The organism is Klebsiella sp. C239 (assembly GCF_048822715.1).
Classification (GTDB): domain Bacteria; phylum Pseudomonadota; class Gammaproteobacteria; order Enterobacterales; family Enterobacteriaceae; genus Klebsiella; species Klebsiella quasipneumoniae.
Map to the genome: position 1 here is coordinate 83,630 of NZ_JBMEZK010000013.1, position 15,773 is coordinate 99,402.

Below are 15,773 nucleotides of genomic sequence, written 5' to 3' on the forward strand. Positions count from 1 at the left end.
ATCCCCCGGCCGGGCGGCCGGGGGAAAGATAGCGATTAGCCGGTGTTACGCATACCGGCGGCGACGCCGGCGATGGTGACCATCAGCGCTTGTTCAACGCGCGGATCCGGGTCTTTGCCCTCTTCTTCAGCCTGGCGCGAACGGTGCAGCAGTTCCGCCTGCAGGACGTTCAGCGGGTCGGTATAGATATTACGCAGCTGGATAGACTCGGCGATCCACGGCAGGTCAGCCATCAGATGAGAGTCGTTGGCGATGGCCAGCACGACGTTGATATCGGCAGCCAGCAGCTTGCGCAGCTCGGTACCCAGCGCCCACAGCTCTGGTTTCACCAGGCGCTGATCGTAGTACTCCGCCAGCCACAGGTCGGCCTTCGAGTAAACCATCTCCAGCATGCCGAGGCGGGTGGAGAAGAACGGCCAATCGCGACACATCGCTTCCAGTTCACTCTGTTTTCCGCCTTCAACCACCTTCTGCAGCGCAGCGCCAGCGCCCAGCCAGGCTGGAAGCATCAGGCGGTTCTGGGTCCAGGCGAAGATCCACGGAATGGCGCGTAGCGACTCGACGCCGCCGGTCGGACGACGTTTTGCCGGACGCGAACCCAGCGGCAGTTTGCCCAGCTCCTGCTCCGGAGTGGCGGAGCGGAAATAAGGCACGAAATCTTTGTTTTCACGCACGTAGCCGCGATACATCTTGCACGACACGTCGGACAGCTCGGCCATGATGTCGCGCCACTGCGGTTTTGGTTCCGGCGGCGGCAGCAGGTTGGCTTCGAGGATCGCGCTGGTATAGAGCGACAGGCTGCTGATGGTGACTTCCGGCAGGCCGTACTTAAAGCGGATCATCTCACCCTGCTCGGTAACGCGCAGGCCGCCCTTCAGGCTTCCCGGCGGCTGTGAGAGGAGCGCGGCGTGGGCCGGCGCGCCGCCGCGGCCAATGGAGCCGCCGCGACCGTGGAACAGCGTCAGTTCGATCCCGGCTTTCTCACAGGTTTTGATCAACGCGTCCTGCGCCTGGTACTGCGCCCAGGAGGCGGCCATCACGCCTGCGTCTTTCGCGGAATCAGAGTAGCCGATCATGACCATCTGTTTGCCCTGGATAAAGCCGCGGTACCAGTCGATATTCAGCAGCTGGGTCATGACGTCGTTGGCGTTGTTCAGGTCATCCAGCGTTTCGAACAGCGGGGCCACCGGCAGGGCAAAGCCAATCCCGGCCTCCTTCAGCAGCAGATGAACCGCCAGCACGTCGGACGGCGTTTTGGCCATCGAGATCACGTAGGCGGCGATCGATCCGCGCGGCGCCTCGGCGATCACTCTACAGGTGTCGAGAACTTCGCGGGTCTCTTCGCTTGGCTCCCACTGGCGCGGCAGCAGCGGACGTTTGGAATTTAGTTCGCGGATCAGGAAAGCCTGTTTGTCGGCTTCTGACCAGCTTTCGTAATCGCCGATCCCGAGGTAACGGGTCATTTCGCCCAGCGCTTCGGTGTGGCGGGTGCTTTCCTGACGGATATCAATACGCACCAGCGGTACGCCGAAAGACTTCACGCGGCGCAGGGTGTCGAGCAGCTCGCCGTTGGCGATAATGCCCATGCCGCAGGCCTGCAGCGATTTATAACAGGCGTATAGCGGCTCCCACAGCTGCTCGTTCTGAGTGATCAGTCCCGCCGGTTTCGGCAGCTTCTGACCTTTCAGACGCGCTTCCAGCCAGGCCTGGGTTTCCATCAGCTGAGTGCGCAGTTTTTTCATCAGGTAACGGTACGGTTCCTGAGCGCCCTCGGCGCCGGCCAGGGCGCGCAATTCGTCAGTACACTCCACCATCGACAGCTCGGAGATCAGCACCTGCACATCTTTGAGGAACAGATCGGTCGCTTTCCAGCGGCTGAGCAGCAGCACGTGGCGGGTGATATCGGCGGTCACGTTCGGGTTGCCGTCGCGGTCGCCGCCCATCCACGAAGTGAAACGCACCGGGACAAAGTCCACCGGCAGCTGATAGCCGAGGTTGGCTTCCAGCTGTTCGTTCAGCTCGCGCAGGTAGTTAGGCACCCCTTCCCACAGGCTATTTTCCACCACCGCGAAGCCCCATTTGGCTTCATCGACCGGGGAAGGGCGGTGCTTACGAATTTCATCGGTATGCCAGGACTGGGCGATCAGCTGGCGCAGGCGGCGCATCAGCTGGTGGTGCTCGTAGTCCGCGATATCTTTGTTATCCAGCTGCTTGAGGCAGTTGTTCACTTCCACCATTTTATGGATCAGCGTCCGGCGGGTGATCTCGGTCGGGTGGGCGGTTAACACCAGCTCCAGGGACAGAGATTCCACCGCTTTTTTGATGGTGTCTTCGTTGAGATTGGGTTGGTCTTTGAGCTTTCTCAGGGTGCGCGCAATGACTTCCGGATTGCTGGCCGCTTCGCCATTCGGCGAAATGCTGTGGTACTGCTCAGCGGTGTTGGCCAGATTCAGGAACTGGCTGAAGGCACGGGCCACCGGCAGCAGTTCGTCGTTAGACAAATTCTGCAGCGTGGTCAGCAGCTCCTGGCGGTTAGCTTCGTTGCCGGCGCGTGAAGATTTGGACAACTTACGGATAGTTTCGACACGATCAAGAATATTTTCTCCCAATGCATCCTTGATGGTATCGCCCAGCACCTTGCCGAGCATACTGACATTACTACGCAATGCGGAATATTGTTCGTTCATGTTACCCCAGACACCCCATCTCATTTTATTTTGTTATATCCGCTGCGCTGGAACGTGAGCAACGGATAAGCAACCCGTCTTTTATAAAGCCACGTAAATACCCCCACGTCAATTACTGCGAAATCGCTTCAGCAAACGAGTAAATACCCGTAATTTGCGAAATTTAACTCAGGGGGCGCTGGATAAGCATCGCTTATGGAAATGTGACGATCGTCACCGTTCCGCCCCGGGAGAGCGGGGCGGAAAAAGAGGGCGATTTTAGTGCCAGCAGAAGTGGTGAACCACCTGGCTAATCAGCTCCCGCGTCGGCTTGATAAAGCGCGTCTCCAGAAACTCGTCAGGCTGATGGGCCTGATTGATCGAGCCCGGGCCGAGAACCAGCGTTGGGCACAGCGTCTGGATAAACGGCGCTTCGGTACAGTAGTTCACCACGTCGGTCTGGGCGCCAAGCAGTTTCTCAACCACCTGCACCAGCTTATGGTCCGGCGGGCACTCGTAGCCGGGGATCGGCGGATGCAGCTCCGAGACCGTCAGGCGGCCCGGCCAGCGTTCGCTGACCGGGGCCAGCGCCTCGTCCAGCAGACCATTGAGGTCGTTGAGGGTCATCCCCGGCAACGGGCGGATGTCCATATGCAGTTCACAGCAGGCGCAGATACGGTTTGAGGCATCGCCGCCATGGATGGCGCCGAGGTTGAGGGTCGGGTAAGGGACCGTGAACGCCTCGAAGTGGTAGCGCTCTTTTAGCAAATCGCGCAGCTGCATAATCCGACCGATGGCGTCGTGCATCAGCTCGATCGCGTTGACCCCGCGCGCCGGATCGCTGGAGTGGCCGGACTGGCCCTGAATACGGATCGCGTTGGACATATGTCCTTTATGGGCGCGGATCGGCTGCAGGGAGGTGGGCTCGCCGATGATGGCGCAGTCGGGGCGCAGCCGGGTGGTTTCGGCAAAATAGCGCGCGCCGGCCATGCTGGTCTCTTCGTCGGCGGTGGCCAGAATATACAGCGGTTTTTTCAGCGTGGTGACGTCGACATCGCGCAGGGCGTCGAGAATAAAGGCGAAGAAGCCTTTCATATCGGCCGTGCCGAGGCCGTAGAGCTTGTTATCGTGTTCGGTAAGGGTGAACGGATCGCGCGTCCAGCGGCCGTCATCGAACGGCACGGTATCGGTATGCCCGGCGAGAAGCAGGCCGCCGGCTCCGTGTCCGGTGCTGGCCAGCAGGTTGAATTTATGGCGCGTATCCGGCACCGGCTGTACCTCGACATTAAAGCCGAGATCGCGGAACCAGCCGGCCAGCAAATTGATTAAAGACTCATTGCTCTGATCGAGAGCCTCTTCGGTCGCGCTGATGGACGGTGTGGCGATCAACGCGCGGTAAATCTCGATAAAGGGCGGTAAATTGTTTTTCATTGTTGACACACCTTGGGTCGTGATAGTATCAATATTCATGCATTTATTGTGAATAAAAATACAATATCGTTGAGCGTAAGAAAACCCATCGAATGTAAGGAGATGCGCTTCCAATGTTAAATACGCTGATTGTGGGTGCCAGTGGTTATGCCGGCGCAGAACTGGTGACCTATATCAATCGTCATCCGCATATGAACATAACCGCTTTGACGGTCTCCGCGCAAAGCAATGATGCGGGAAAATTAATTTCCGACCTGCATCCGCAGCTCAAAGGCATTGTCGATATGCCGCTGCAGCCGATGTCCGATATCAGCGAATTCAGCGCTGGCGTGGACGTGGTGTTTCTCGCCACCGCGCACGAAGTGAGTCACGATCTGGCGCCGCAGTTCCTTGCCGCCGGCTGCGTGGTGTTCGATCTCTCCGGTGCCTTCCGCGTTAACGATGGGGCGTTCTACGAAAAATATTATGGTTTCACTCATCAGCATCCCGACCTGCTCAAACAGGCGGTGTATGGTCTGGCGGAGTGGAGCGCGGATGCGCTTAAAGGAGCGCAGTTAATTGCGGTGCCTGGCTGCTACCCGACGGCGGCGCAGCTGTCGCTGAAGCCGCTGATTGATGCCAGTCTGCTGGATCTCAACCAGTGGCCAGTGATCAACGCCACCAGCGGGGTGAGCGGCGCGGGACGCAAAGCCGCGATCGGCAACAGCTTCTGTGAAGTCAGCCTGCAGCCATACGGCATCTTTAACCATCGTCATCAGCCGGAGATTGCCAGCCACCTCGGAGCGAAGGTGATTTTTACCCCGCATCTGGGTAATTTTAAGCGCGGCATTCTGGAAACCATTACCTGCCGCCTGAAGCCGGGCGTTGGCCATGCGCAGATCGCGGCGGTTTACCAGCAGGCTTACGCCGATAAACCGCTGGTACGTTTATATGATAAAGGCGTGCCCGCATTGAAAAGCGTCGAAGGTCTGCCATTCTGTGATATCGGTTTTGCCGTGCAGGACGACCATCTCATCGTCGTCGCGGCAGAAGATAACCTGCTGAAAGGCGCCGCAGCGCAGGCGGTGCAGTGCGCGAATATTCGTTTCGGCTTCGCTGAGACGCAGTCTCTTATTTAAGGTGTGATGATGAACCCATTAATTATCAAACTCGGCGGCGTATTACTCGATAGCGAAGAAGCGCTGGAGCGTCTGTTTACCGCGCTGGTCAATTACCGTGAAGCGCACCAGCGTCCGCTGATTATCGTCCATGGCGGCGGCTGCGTGGTGGATGAGCTGATGAAGCAGCTCAATCTGCCGGTGCAGAAGAAAAATGGTCTGCGGGTGACGCCGGCTGAGCAAATCGACATCATCACCGGCGCGCTGGCGGGAACCGCCAACAAGACGCTGCTGGCGTGGGCGAAAAAGCACGGTCTGGCCTCTGTCGGCCTGTTCCTCGGCGATGGCGATAGCGTGAAGGTGACACAGCTGGATGCTGAGCTGGGCCATGTCGGGCTGGCGCAGCCGGGCTCTCCGACGCTGATCAACACCCTGCTGGCGGGCGGTTACCTGCCGGTGGTGAGCTCTATCGGCGTGACCGACGAGGGCCAGCTGATGAACGTCAATGCTGACCAGGCGGCGACGGCGCTGGCGGCTACCCTGGGGGCGGATCTGATCCTGCTGTCTGACGTCAGCGGTATCCTCGACGGTAAAGGGCAGCGTATTGCCGAGATGACCGCCGAGAAAGCGGAGCAGCTGATCGAGCAGGGGATTATCACTGACGGCATGATTGTCAAAGTGAATGCGGCCCTCGACGCGGCGCGTGCTCTGGGCCGTCCGGTGGATATCGCCTCCTGGCGTCACGCCGAGCAGCTGCCGGCGTTGTTTAACGGCACGCCTATCGGCACACGTATTCTGGCTTAAGATTTCATGCCCGGCGGCGCGTTGTCTGCCGGGCTTACAAGACCGTAGGCCGGGGAGGCACAACGCCACCGGCGGAACTAACGAATAAAGGAAGCATGTTATGGCACTTTGGGGCGGGCGTTTTACACAGGCAGCAGATCAACGGTTCAAACAGTTCAACGACTCGTTGCGCTTCGACTATCGTCTGGCGGAGCAGGATATCGTTGGCTCTGTCGCCTGGTCGAAAGCGCTGGTAACGGTCGGCGTTCTGAGTGCCGATGAACAACAGCAGCTGGAAGAAGCGCTGAACGTGCTACTGGAAGAGGTGCGCGCCAATCCGCAGCAAATCCTCGCCAGCGATGCTGAAGATATTCACAGCTGGGTGGAAGGCAAACTGATCGACAAAGTGGGTCAGTTGGGCAAGAAACTGCATACCGGCCGCAGCCGTAACGACCAGGTCGCTACCGATCTTAAACTGTGGTGCAAAGATACCGTTGTCGAACTGCTGTCGGCGAACCGCCAGCTGCAGAGCGCGCTGGTGGAGACGGCCCAGCAGAACCAGGACGCGGTGATGCCGGGGTACACCCACCTGCAGCGCGCCCAACCGGTGACGTTCGCGCACTGGTGTCTGGCCTATGTCGAAATGCTGGCGCGCGATGAAAGCCGCCTGCAGGACGCGCTGAAGCGCCTCGACGTTAGCCCGCTGGGCTGCGGCGCGCTGGCGGGAACGGCGTATGAAATCGACCGCGAGCAGCTGGCCGGCTGGCTGGGCTTTGCCTCCGCCACCCGCAACAGCCTCGACAGCGTGTCCGACCGCGACCATGTTCTGGAGCTGCTTTCCGATGCCTCTATCGGCATGGTCCATCTGTCGCGCTTTGCGGAAGATCTGATTTTCTTTAACTCTGGCGAAGCGAATTTCGTCGAGCTTTCCGACCGCGTAACCTCAGGCTCCTCGCTGATGCCGCAGAAGAAAAACCCGGACGCCCTGGAGCTTATCCGTGGCAAATGCGGCCGCGTGCAGGGCGCGCTGACCGGCATGATGATGACCCTGAAAGGGCTGCCGCTGGCCTACAACAAAGATATGCAGGAAGATAAAGAGGGACTTTTCGACGCTCTGGATACCTGGCTCGACTGCCTGCATATGGCGACCCTGGTGCTGGATGGCATCCAGGTGAAACGTCCGCGCTGTGCGGAAGCGGCGCAGCAGGGCTATGCCAACGCCACTGAGCTGGCGGATTATCTGGTGGCGAAAGGCGTACCGTTCCGCGAGGCGCACCATATTGTCGGTGAAGCGGTGGTTGAAGCCATTGCGCAAGGGAAACCGCTGGAAGCGCTGGCCCTGGCCGACCTGCAGAAATTCAGCCCGGTGATTGCGGACGATGTTTATCCGATCCTGTCGCTGCAGTCCTGCCTTGATAAACGCGCGGCAAAAGGCGGCGTCTCGCCGCAGCAGGTGGCGCAGGCTATCGACGAGGCGAAGGCCCGTCTGAGCTAATCCACAGATATCTGCCTTCCCTGACCCGGCCGAGTCCAGCGACGCCGGGTTTTTTATGCAAAAAAAAAAGCGGACGCAAGGTCCGCAAAAGTTCACGTTGGCTTTAGTTGTTCGGGTAGAGAAACAGTGTGACGGGTCAGTGGTTTTCACAGGTTCACCGTCTTTATGGGCGTATTATTGAACAGAAAACTTGATAGGGATAATCGTTCGTTGCTATGCTATCTATCGCCATGGACTATCGTGGCGATGGAGGATGAATAATGAATATTCGCGATCTTGAATACCTGGTAGCGCTCGCCGAACACCGCCACTTCCGGCGGGCGGCTGACTCATGCCATGTGAGCCAACCGACGCTCAGCGGACAGATCCGCAAGCTGGAGGATGAGCTTGGCGTCATGCTGCTGGAGCGCACCAGCCGTAAGGTTCTGTTTACCCAGGCGGGGCTGTTGCTGGTGGATCAGGCGCGTACCGTGTTACGCGAAGTAAAAGTGCTCAAGGAGATGGCAAGCCAACAAGGGGAAACCATGTCCGGGCCGCTGCATATCGGCTTGATCCCGACAATTGGCCCGTACCTGCTACCGCACATCATTCCGATGCTGCATCAGACCTTCCCGAAGCTGGAAATGTATCTGCACGAAGCGCAGACCCATCAGCTGCTGGCTCAGCTCGACAGCGGTAAGCTCGACTGCGCCATCCTGGCGCTGGTCAAAGAGAGCGAGGCCTTTATCGAGGTGCCGCTGTTCGATGAGCCGATGATGCTGGCTATCTATGAAGATCATCCGTGGGCAAACCGCGACCGGGTGCCGATGTCGGATCTGGCCGGTGAAAAGCTGCTGATGCTGGAGGATGGCCACTGCCTGCGCGATCAGGCGATGGGCTTCTGCTTTGAAGCGGGGGCGGATGAGGATACCCACTTCCGCGCGACCAGCCTGGAAACGCTGCGCAATATGGTGGCGGCAGGCAGCGGTATTACCCTGCTGCCTGCGCTGGCAGTGCCGCAAGAAAGAAAACGCGATGGCGTGGTCTACCTGCCGTGCATTAAGCCAGAGCCAAGACGCACCATCGGTCTGGTTTACCGTCCGGGCTCACCGCTGCGCAGCCGCTATGAACATCTGGCGGAGGCCATCCGCGGCACGATGGATGGCCATTTCGACAAGGCGTTAAAACAGGCGGTTTAAGCCGTTCAGCGCGGCAACCCGGTACGCTTCCGCCATGGTCGGGTAGTTAAAGGTGGTGTTGACGAAGTACTCAATGGTGTTACCACCACCTTTCTGCTCCATGATCGCCTGGCCGATGTGAATGATTTCGGCTGCGCGTTCGCCAAAGCAGTGAATGCCGAGGATCTCCTTGGTTTCCCGGTGGAACAGGATCTTCAGGGTTCCCACGCTCATGCCAACGATTTGCGCCCGCGCCAGGTGTTTAAACTGAGCGCGACCCACCTCATACGGCACTTTCATCGCCGTCAGCTGCTGCTCGGTTTTCCCGACGGAGCTGATTTCCGGAATGGTGTAGATCCCGGTCGGGATATCTTCAATCAGATGCGCTGAGGCTTCGCCTTTCACCAGCGCCTGGGCGGCAATGCGTCCTTGATCGTACGCCGCGGAGGCGAGGCTCGGATAGCCGATGACATCCCCAACCGCATAGATGTGCGGAAGGGCGGTCTGGTACATGCTGTTGACCTTCAGCTGGCCGCGACTGTCGGTCTGCAGTCCGATGTTTTCCAGCGCCAGAGTGTCGGTATTGCCGGTGCGGCCGTTGGCGTACAGCAGGCAGTCCGCTTTGAGCTTTTTCCCGGATTTCAGATGCATGATGACGCCGTCATCAACGCCTTCAATCTTTTCGTACTCCTCGTTGTGGCGAATGACCACGCCGCTGTTCCAGAAGTGATAGGAGAGCGAATCTGACATCTCCTGATCGAGGAAGGCCAGCAGACGATCGCGGGTGTTGATCAGATCGACCTTCACCTCCATGCCGCGGAAGATCGACGCATATTCACAACCGATTACCCCGGCGCCGTAAATGATCACATGGCGCGGCTCATGCTGCAGGCTGAGAATCGAATCGCTGTCATAGATGCGCGGGTGGTGGAAATCGACATCCGCCGGATGATAGGGGCGAGATCCGCAGGCGATAACGAATTTCTCCGCGGTCACCGTCTCGACCGTGCCGTCATGGCACTCCAGCGCCAGAGTATGCTCATCAACGAAGTGGGCATTGCCCTGCAGAATTTCACAGTGGTTGCGCTCATAGAATCCCTGGCGCATATGAGTCTGCTGGTTGATGACGCTGTCGGCATGGTTAAGGATGTCGGCGAAAGAAGAGCGAAGAAGGCGGGAGTGGTCGCTGTAGAGGGGGTTTTGGTTAAACTCGATAATACGGCTGACGGCATGGCGGAGGGCTTTCGACGGGATGGTGCCCCAGTGGGTGCAACCGCCGCCGACATTATGGTAGCGCTCGATGACGGCAACGCGTGCTCCCTGTTTCACCAGTCCCATGGCGGCGCCTTCGCCGCCAGGACCGGAACCAATCACTATTGCATCATAATCCCAAGAGTGTGACATGGCATTACTCACCTGTTTTATACATAAAATAAACACGATGATAACATTCGCTGCGCTTTAACCCAATTATCGTTGTGCTTTTTTGCGGCATAAAAGCAGAAACGGCTCGTAAACAATCATTCACAATCCAGGGCAAACCGATTAGTTTTAATCTCTGGTATAGTGCCAGCAGGGCTATTGGAAGGATTCATACATCGTGATGGGCGTAAGAGCACAACAAAAAGAAAAAACCCGCCGTTCGCTGGTGGAAGCGGCATTCAGCCAACTTAGCGCTGAGCGGAGTTTCGCCAGCCTGAGCTTGCGTGAAGTGGCGCGGGAAGCAGGGATCGCGCCGACGTCCTTCTATCGTCATTTTCGCGATGTCGATGAGTTAGGCCTGACGATGGTCGATGAGAGCGGACTGATGCTGCGCCAGCTGATGCGCCAGGCGCGCCAGCGGATTGCCAAAGGCGGCAGCGTGATCCGCACCTCGGTCTCGACCTTTATGGAGTTTATCGGTAACAACCCGAACGCTTTCCGCCTGCTGCTGCGCGAGCGCTCGGGAACGTCTGCGGCGTTTCGCGCCGCCGTCGCACGCGAAATCCAGCATTTTATTGCGGAACTCGCCGACTATTTAGAACTCGAAAACCATATGCCGCGCGCCTTTACCGAAGCGCAGGCTGAAGCTATGGTCACCATCGTTTTTAGCGCTGGCGCGGAAGCGCTGGATGTCGGCCCTGAACAGCGCCGACAGCTGGAAGAACGGTTGGTACTGCAGCTCAGAATGATCTCTAAAGGCGCGTATTACTGGTATCGCCGTGAACAAGAAAAAATGTCACATCATTCCGAATAACGTGAAGGACGAGCAATGAAACACTCAGTTCAAGATAAAGGTACGCTGCTGCTGGCGCTGATTGCCGGGTTATCTATTAATGGCGCCTTTGCGGCGCTGTTCAGTTCGATAGTTCCGTTTTCCGTCTTCCCCATCTTATCCCTGCTGCTGACGGTCTACTGTCTGCATCAGCGCTATCAGAATCGCAGTATGCCCGTCGGGCTACCGGGCCTGGCCGCCGCCTTTTTTATTCTCGGGGTGCTGTTGTACAGCACCGTCGTGCGTGCGGAGTACCCGGATATCGGCTCTAACTTCTTCCCGGCCGTTCTGTCCGTCGCGATGGTCTTCTGGATTGGCTACAAGATGCGTAACCGCAAAAATACCGCCGCTGAATAAGCCGCCAGTGATAAAAAACCGGCAATATGACGTTGCCGGTTTTTTTTGGCCTATTTCCGGGTCAGCAGAACGCCGCACTCCATGTGATGGGTATACGGGAACTGGTCGAACAGCGCCAGCCGGGTAACGTTGTGCGTCTGGCTTAGCGTTTCCAGATTACGGCACAGCGTTTCCGGGTTGCACGAAATGTACAGTATGCGCGGATAGGCCTGCACCATTTTCTCCGTTTCACTGTCCAGCCCGCTACGCGGCGGATCGACGAAAATAGTCTCGCACTGATAGCTTTGCAGATCGATACCCTGCAGCCGGTTGAACTCACGCACGCCGTTCATCGCCTGAGTAAACTCTTCAGCCGCCATGCGGATAATCTGCACGTTGTCGATATGGTTGGCGGCGATGTTGTACTGCGCCGCCGCCACCGACGGTTTGGCGATTTCGGTGGCCAGTACGCGATCGAAATTACGCGCCAGCGCCAGCGAGAAGTTACCGTTGCCGCAGTACAATTCCAGCAGGTCGCCGGTCGCCCCTTTGGTGACATCCAGCGCCCACTCCAGCATCTGAATGTTCATGGCCGCGTTCGGTTGGGTAAAGCTGTTTTCCACCTGACGGTAGATCATCTCCCGACCGCCAACCGGCAGGCGTTCATCTATATAATCCTGATCGAGCTCGATTTTAGTTTTAGTCGCCCGACCAATCAGATGCACATTGAGCCCCTGGGCTCGCAGGGCGTCACGCAGCGCCTCCGCTTGCTCACGCCAGGCATCATCGAGCTTTTTATGATACAGCAGCGAGACGACCGCCTGGTTGCTGAGGGTGGTCAGATAGTCAATCTGGAACAGCTTATGGCGCAGCACGGGATTGTTGCGCACGCCCTCCAGCATGGCGGTCATCAGCTGATTGATGAGCGCGCTGGCGGCCGGGAAGCTGTCAACGCGAATCCGCGACCGGGTCTGCTGATCGAAAATAATATGGTACAGGTCGTCGCCATCGTGCCACAGACGGAACTCGGCGCGCATACGGTAGTGGCTGACCGGCGAACGAAACACTTCCGGAACCGGCGCGGCAAAAGGCGCCATCATGGTTTGCAAACGGACGACTTTTTCTGCCAGCTGCGCTTCGTATTGTTCGGTAGGAAGGTGTTCGGGGGTCATGATGTATCCTGAATAAAATAAGTACGCGGGGATTGTAGGGAAAGCGCCGGGGATGTCCAGCCTCGAATGCCGCGGGAAATATAATTAGCAGTCTGGACATCTATATGTTTCTGATTGTAGCATTCGCCTACCGGTCCTGTGAGTTAAAAGGGAACCCAGTGGAAATCTGGGGCTGACGCGCAGCGGTAAGGAAGGTGAGAAATGAGCGCACTCGGTGCAGACACTGCGGTTAGCCGTGGGAAGTCATTATTTCTTGAAACAGCCTCCAAGCCCGAAGACCTGCCGGAATACGTCGCACTGGGTTTTATCGTCGCGAGCAACTGATAAAACCTGCGGCATCCTTTTTCTGTTTCGGATGCTTTTACAATGATTAAAAAAGCTTCGCTGATGACGGCCTTATCCGTCACGGCATTTTCCGGCTGGGCGCAGGACAGCAATTCAGACACGTTGGTGGTGACAGCAAACCGTTTTCAACAGCCGGTCAATACCGTGCTGGCGCCGACCGATATAGTGACGCGCGATGACATAGACCGCTGGCAGTCCAAAGATTTAAACGATGTCATGCGTCGTCTTCCCGGCGTCGATATTGCCCGCAACGGCGGCATGGGGCAGAGCGCTTCGCTGTATGTTCGGGGGACGGAGGCTCGCCACGTGCTGGTGCTGATCGACGGCGTGCCGATGGCGCGTCCGGGGATCTCCAACGGCGTGGATATCAGTCAGATCCCTATCTCTCTGGTCCAGCGGGTGGAATACATTCGCGGCCCGCGCTCCGCGGTGTACGGCTCCGGGGCGATCGGCGGGGTGGTGAACATCATCACCATGACCGATGCTGAGCGTTCGCAGATCAACGCCGGCGCGGGAACGAACGGCTATCAGTCCTACGATGGCGCCTTTAACAAGCGGTTTGGCGATACGCTGGTTACCGCTGCCGGCGCCTATCAGACCACCAAAGGGTTTAACGTCCAGCCGAACTCCTCTTATAGCGGCGACAGCGATCGCGACGGCTACCGCAATAAAATGCTATGGGGCGGGGTACAGCATCAGTTCGATGACAACTTCTCGGGGTTCTTCCGCGGCTATGGTTATTCCGCCAATGCTGACTATGACCAGGGTAACTGGGGCTACGCAGGTGGAAACGATGAAGATCAGTCCTATACCCAATCCTGGGACACCGGTCTGCACTACCATTCCGGAATTTACTCCTCCCAGCTGATTGCGAACTATCAGCGTATTAAAGATTACAACTACAGCAGCGACGCTGGCCGCTATGCCGCGGGCACCACCCTGGATGATATGGAACAACGCTATATCCAATGGGGAAATAATGTTGTGGTGGGCCATGGCGCAGTGAGCGGTGGCGTAGACTGGAAACAGGAGAAGCTGAAATCCAGCGGAACGACCAGTACCGACGTGTATAAGCGCGATACCACCGGTCTTTATCTGACGGGCCAGCAGCAGATTGACAGCGTGACGCTGGAAGCTTCCGGCCGTGAGGATCATGACGAGCAGTTTGGCTGGCACGGTACCTGGCAGACGGCGGCAGGCTGGGAATTTATCGAGGGTTATCGGACAACGCTCTCGTACGGTACAGGATTCCTCGCCCCCTCCCTCGGACAGCAGTACGGCGCGGAACGTTTTGGCATCGCCTCTAACCCGAACCTGAAGCCAGAGGAGTCGAAGCAGTGGGAAGCGGGCCTCGAAGGGTTGACGGGGCCGGTCGACTGGCGTCTCTCCGCGTATCGCTATGAGATTCAAAACCTCATCGATTACGACAACAACGCCTATTACAACGTCAAGTCTGCGACGATCAAGGGGCTGGAGTGGACGGGGAATGTCACCACAGGGCCGGTGGAGCACCATCTGACGCTGCAGTATGTTGACCCTCGCGATGATGAAACTAACAAGATCCTCTATCGCCGGGCGAAGCAGCAGGTGAAATACGAGCTGAACGGCCAGGTCTACGATCTGGGGTGGGATGTGACGTATCACTACATCGGCAAGCGCTACGATTATGATTACGACAACTCGCGTACCGTCAATATGGGTGGGTTGAGCCTCTGGGATGTCGGTTTATCGTATCCCGTCACCTCACACCTGACAGTTCGTGGTAAAATAGCCAACCTGTTCGATAAAGATTACGAGACAGTTTATGGCTACCAATCTGCAGGACGGGAATACACCTTGTCTGGCAGCTACACCTTCTGATCCACGTCCCACCGTGCTGGTGTTTGATTCCGGCGTCGGTGGGTTGTCGGTTTATAATGAGATTCGGCAGCTGCTGCCGAATCTGCATTACATCTATGCTTTCGATAACGTTGCCTTCCCCTATGGCGAGAAGAGCGAGGCGTTTATCGTTGAGCGCGTTGTGGAAATCGTCACCGCTGTCCAGCAGCGTTATCCCCTGGCGCTGGCGGTGATCGCCTGCAATACCGCCAGTACCGTCTCCCTGCCTGCTCTGCGTGAAAAGTTCGCCTTCCCCGTTGTCGGCGTGGTGCCGGCGATTAAGCCCGCCGCCCGCTTAACGGCGAACGGCATTGTCGGCCTGCTGGCGACGCGCGGCACCGTAAAGCGTCCTTATACCCGTGAGCTGATCGACCGCTTTGCCAATGAATGTCGGATTGAAATGCTGGGGTCGGCGGAGCTGGTGGAGCTGGCGGAAGCGAAGCTGCACGGCGAGCCTGTGCCGTTAGAAGAACTGCGCCGTATCCTGCGCCCGTGGCTGCGGATGCAGGAGCCGCCGGATACGGTGGTGCTGGGCTGCACCCACTTTCCTCTTTTACAGGAGGAGCTGCAGCGCGTCCTGCCCGAGGGCACGCGGCTGATCGATTCCGGCGCGGCGATTGCCCGTCGCACCGCCTGGCTGTTAGAGCATGAAGCGCCGGATGCGAAGTCCAGCGACGAGAATAAAGCATTCTGCATGGCGTTGACGGCAGAAACGGAACAACTTTTACCCGTTTTGCATCGCTATGGCTTCTCGACGCTGGAAAAATTACCGCTTTAACGGCGTTTTGCACAAAAAAGAGACGGTTGAATAATTTTTTGAAAACAGGGCTTGTCAACGTCTCAGAACTCCCTATAATGCGCCTCCACTGACACGGAACAACGGCAAGCAAGCCGCCGGGTCAGCAGGGTTTCGGCGATGAAGTTCAGCGCTGAAAACCGACAGAGAAAAGCAAAATAAGGGCTTGACTCTGAATGAGGAAAACGTATTATACGGGACCTCGCAACGGTGAGCTGAAAGCGCGTTGCAACTGCTCTTTAACAATTTATCAGACAATCTGTGTGGGCACTCAAAGTGACATGGATTCTTAATGTCTTCGGACAAAAAATGAATACCAAGTCTCATGAGTGAACACGTAATTCATTACGAAGTTTAATTCAC

12 protein-coding genes and 1 riboswitch are annotated in these 15,773 nt (G+C 57.5%); of the genes, 8 read left to right on the top strand and 4 right to left on the bottom strand.

What is annotated here, in order from left to right:
- Window positions 1–35 precede the first annotated feature (35 nt).
- Together ppc and argE are read right to left on the bottom strand one after the other, a co-directional pair.
- Complete coding sequence (gene ppc, locus ACOI6Z_RS24505) at window positions 36–2,687, bottom strand: phosphoenolpyruvate carboxylase (RefSeq protein WP_023291536.1); 2,652 nt, start codon at window positions 2,685–2,687, stop codon at window positions 36–38.
- A gap of 258 nt (window positions 2,688–2,945) precedes the next feature.
- Complete coding sequence (gene argE / locus ACOI6Z_RS24510) at window positions 2,946–4,097, bottom strand: acetylornithine deacetylase (RefSeq protein WP_023291537.1); 1,152 nt, start codon at window positions 4,095–4,097, stop codon at window positions 2,946–2,948.
- A gap of 113 nt (window positions 4,098–4,210) precedes the next feature.
- Between argE and argC the strand changes: the two genes are divergently transcribed.
- The 4 genes from argC (at window position 4,211) to oxyR (ending at window position 8,650) form a co-directional block, all read left to right on the top strand.
- Window positions 4,211–5,215, top strand: coding sequence for an N-acetyl-gamma-glutamyl-phosphate reductase (gene argC / locus ACOI6Z_RS24515; RefSeq protein WP_064158480.1), 1,005 nt, complete (start codon window positions 4,211–4,213; stop codon window positions 5,213–5,215).
- A 6-nt stretch (window positions 5,216–5,221) separates the two neighbouring features.
- Window positions 5,222–5,998 carry an acetylglutamate kinase gene (gene argB / locus ACOI6Z_RS24520; protein ID WP_085955164.1) on the top strand — a complete coding sequence of 259 codons (777 nt, stop codon included), beginning with the start codon at window positions 5,222–5,224 and terminating at the stop codon, window positions 5,996–5,998.
- A 100-nt stretch (window positions 5,999–6,098) separates the two neighbouring features.
- A complete protein-coding gene (argH, locus tag ACOI6Z_RS24525) occupies window positions 6,099–7,472 on the top strand; it encodes an argininosuccinate lyase (protein WP_044520936.1) in 1,374 nt (457 codons plus the stop codon).
- A gap of 260 nt (window positions 7,473–7,732) precedes the next feature.
- Window positions 7,733–8,650 carry a DNA-binding transcriptional regulator OxyR gene (gene oxyR, locus ACOI6Z_RS24530; protein WP_002883015.1) on the top strand — a complete coding sequence of 306 codons (918 nt, stop codon included), beginning with the start codon at window positions 7,733–7,735 and terminating at the stop codon, window positions 8,648–8,650.
- Here the strand turns inward: oxyR and sthA are convergent.
- Window positions 8,633–10,033: a Si-specific NAD(P)(+) transhydrogenase gene (gene sthA / locus ACOI6Z_RS24535; RefSeq protein ID WP_002883016.1), complete on the bottom strand. Its 1,401-nt coding sequence runs from the start codon at window positions 10,031–10,033 to the stop codon at window positions 8,633–8,635. The two genes, oxyR and sthA, sit on opposite strands and share 18 nt — an antisense overlap.
- Before the next feature lie 196 nt (window positions 10,034–10,229).
- On the opposite strand from sthA, the gene fabR reads away from it, so the two are divergent.
- Window positions 10,230–10,865, top strand: coding sequence for an HTH-type transcriptional repressor FabR (gene fabR, locus ACOI6Z_RS24540; RefSeq protein ID WP_004151856.1), 636 nt, complete (start codon window positions 10,230–10,232; stop codon window positions 10,863–10,865).
- A 15-nt stretch (window positions 10,866–10,880) separates the two neighbouring features.
- Window positions 10,881–11,240, top strand: coding sequence for a YijD family membrane protein (locus ACOI6Z_RS24545; protein WP_004203691.1), 360 nt, complete (start codon window positions 10,881–10,883; stop codon window positions 11,238–11,240).
- Between the two features lie 50 nt (window positions 11,241–11,290).
- Here the strand turns inward: ACOI6Z_RS24545 and trmA are convergent, their stop codons facing one another.
- A complete protein-coding gene (gene trmA, locus ACOI6Z_RS24550; protein ID WP_004203692.1) occupies window positions 11,291–12,391 on the bottom strand; it encodes a tRNA (uridine(54)-C5)-methyltransferase TrmA in 1,101 nt (366 codons plus the stop codon).
- Between the two features lie 114 nt (window positions 12,392–12,505).
- Window positions 12,506–12,693, top strand: a riboswitch (cobalamin riboswitch).
- Window positions 12,694–12,757: 64 nt separating this feature from the next.
- Between trmA and btuB the strand changes: the two genes are divergently transcribed.
- Window positions 12,758–14,596 carry a TonB-dependent vitamin B12 receptor BtuB gene (gene btuB / locus ACOI6Z_RS24555; RefSeq protein ID WP_032454489.1) on the top strand — a complete coding sequence of 613 codons (1,839 nt, stop codon included), beginning with the start codon at window positions 12,758–12,760 and terminating at the stop codon, window positions 14,594–14,596.
- Window positions 14,541–15,392, top strand: a complete 852-nt coding sequence (murI, locus tag ACOI6Z_RS24560; RefSeq protein WP_044520945.1) for a glutamate racemase — start codon at window positions 14,541–14,543, stop codon at window positions 15,390–15,392. The genes btuB and murI overlap by 56 nt, the downstream gene beginning before the upstream one ends.
- Window positions 15,393–15,773: the final 381 nt, after the last annotated feature.

Excerpts from the sequence above, each read along its gene's own strand:
- ppc (WP_023291536.1), bottom strand. The coding sequence starts at position 2,687 with ATGAACGAACAATATTCCGCATTGCGTAGTAATGTCAGTATGCTCGGC.
- argE (WP_023291537.1), bottom strand. The coding sequence starts at position 4,097 with ATGAAAAACAATTTACCGCCCTTTATCGAGATTTACCGCGCGTTGATC.
- argC (WP_064158480.1), top strand. The coding sequence starts at position 4,211 with ATGTTAAATACGCTGATTGTGGGTGCCAGTGGTTATGCCGGCGCAGAA.
- argB (WP_085955164.1), top strand. The coding sequence starts at position 5,222 with ATGATGAACCCATTAATTATCAAACTCGGCGGCGTATTACTCGATAGC.
- argH (WP_044520936.1), top strand. The coding sequence starts at position 6,099 with ATGGCACTTTGGGGCGGGCGTTTTACACAGGCAGCAGATCAACGGTTC.
- oxyR (WP_002883015.1), top strand. The coding sequence starts at position 7,733 with ATGAATATTCGCGATCTTGAATACCTGGTAGCGCTCGCCGAACACCGC.
- sthA (WP_002883016.1), bottom strand. The coding sequence starts at position 10,033 with ATGTCACACTCTTGGGATTATGATGCAATAGTGATTGGTTCCGGTCCT.
- ACOI6Z_RS24545 (WP_004203691.1), top strand. The coding sequence starts at position 10,881 with ATGAAACACTCAGTTCAAGATAAAGGTACGCTGCTGCTGGCGCTGATT.
- trmA (WP_004203692.1), bottom strand. The coding sequence starts at position 12,391 with ATGACCCCCGAACACCTTCCTACCGAACAATACGAAGCGCAGCTGGCA.
- btuB (WP_032454489.1), top strand. The coding sequence starts at position 12,758 with ATGATTAAAAAAGCTTCGCTGATGACGGCCTTATCCGTCACGGCATTT.
- murI (WP_044520945.1), top strand. The coding sequence starts at position 14,541 with ATGGCTACCAATCTGCAGGACGGGAATACACCTTGTCTGGCAGCTACA.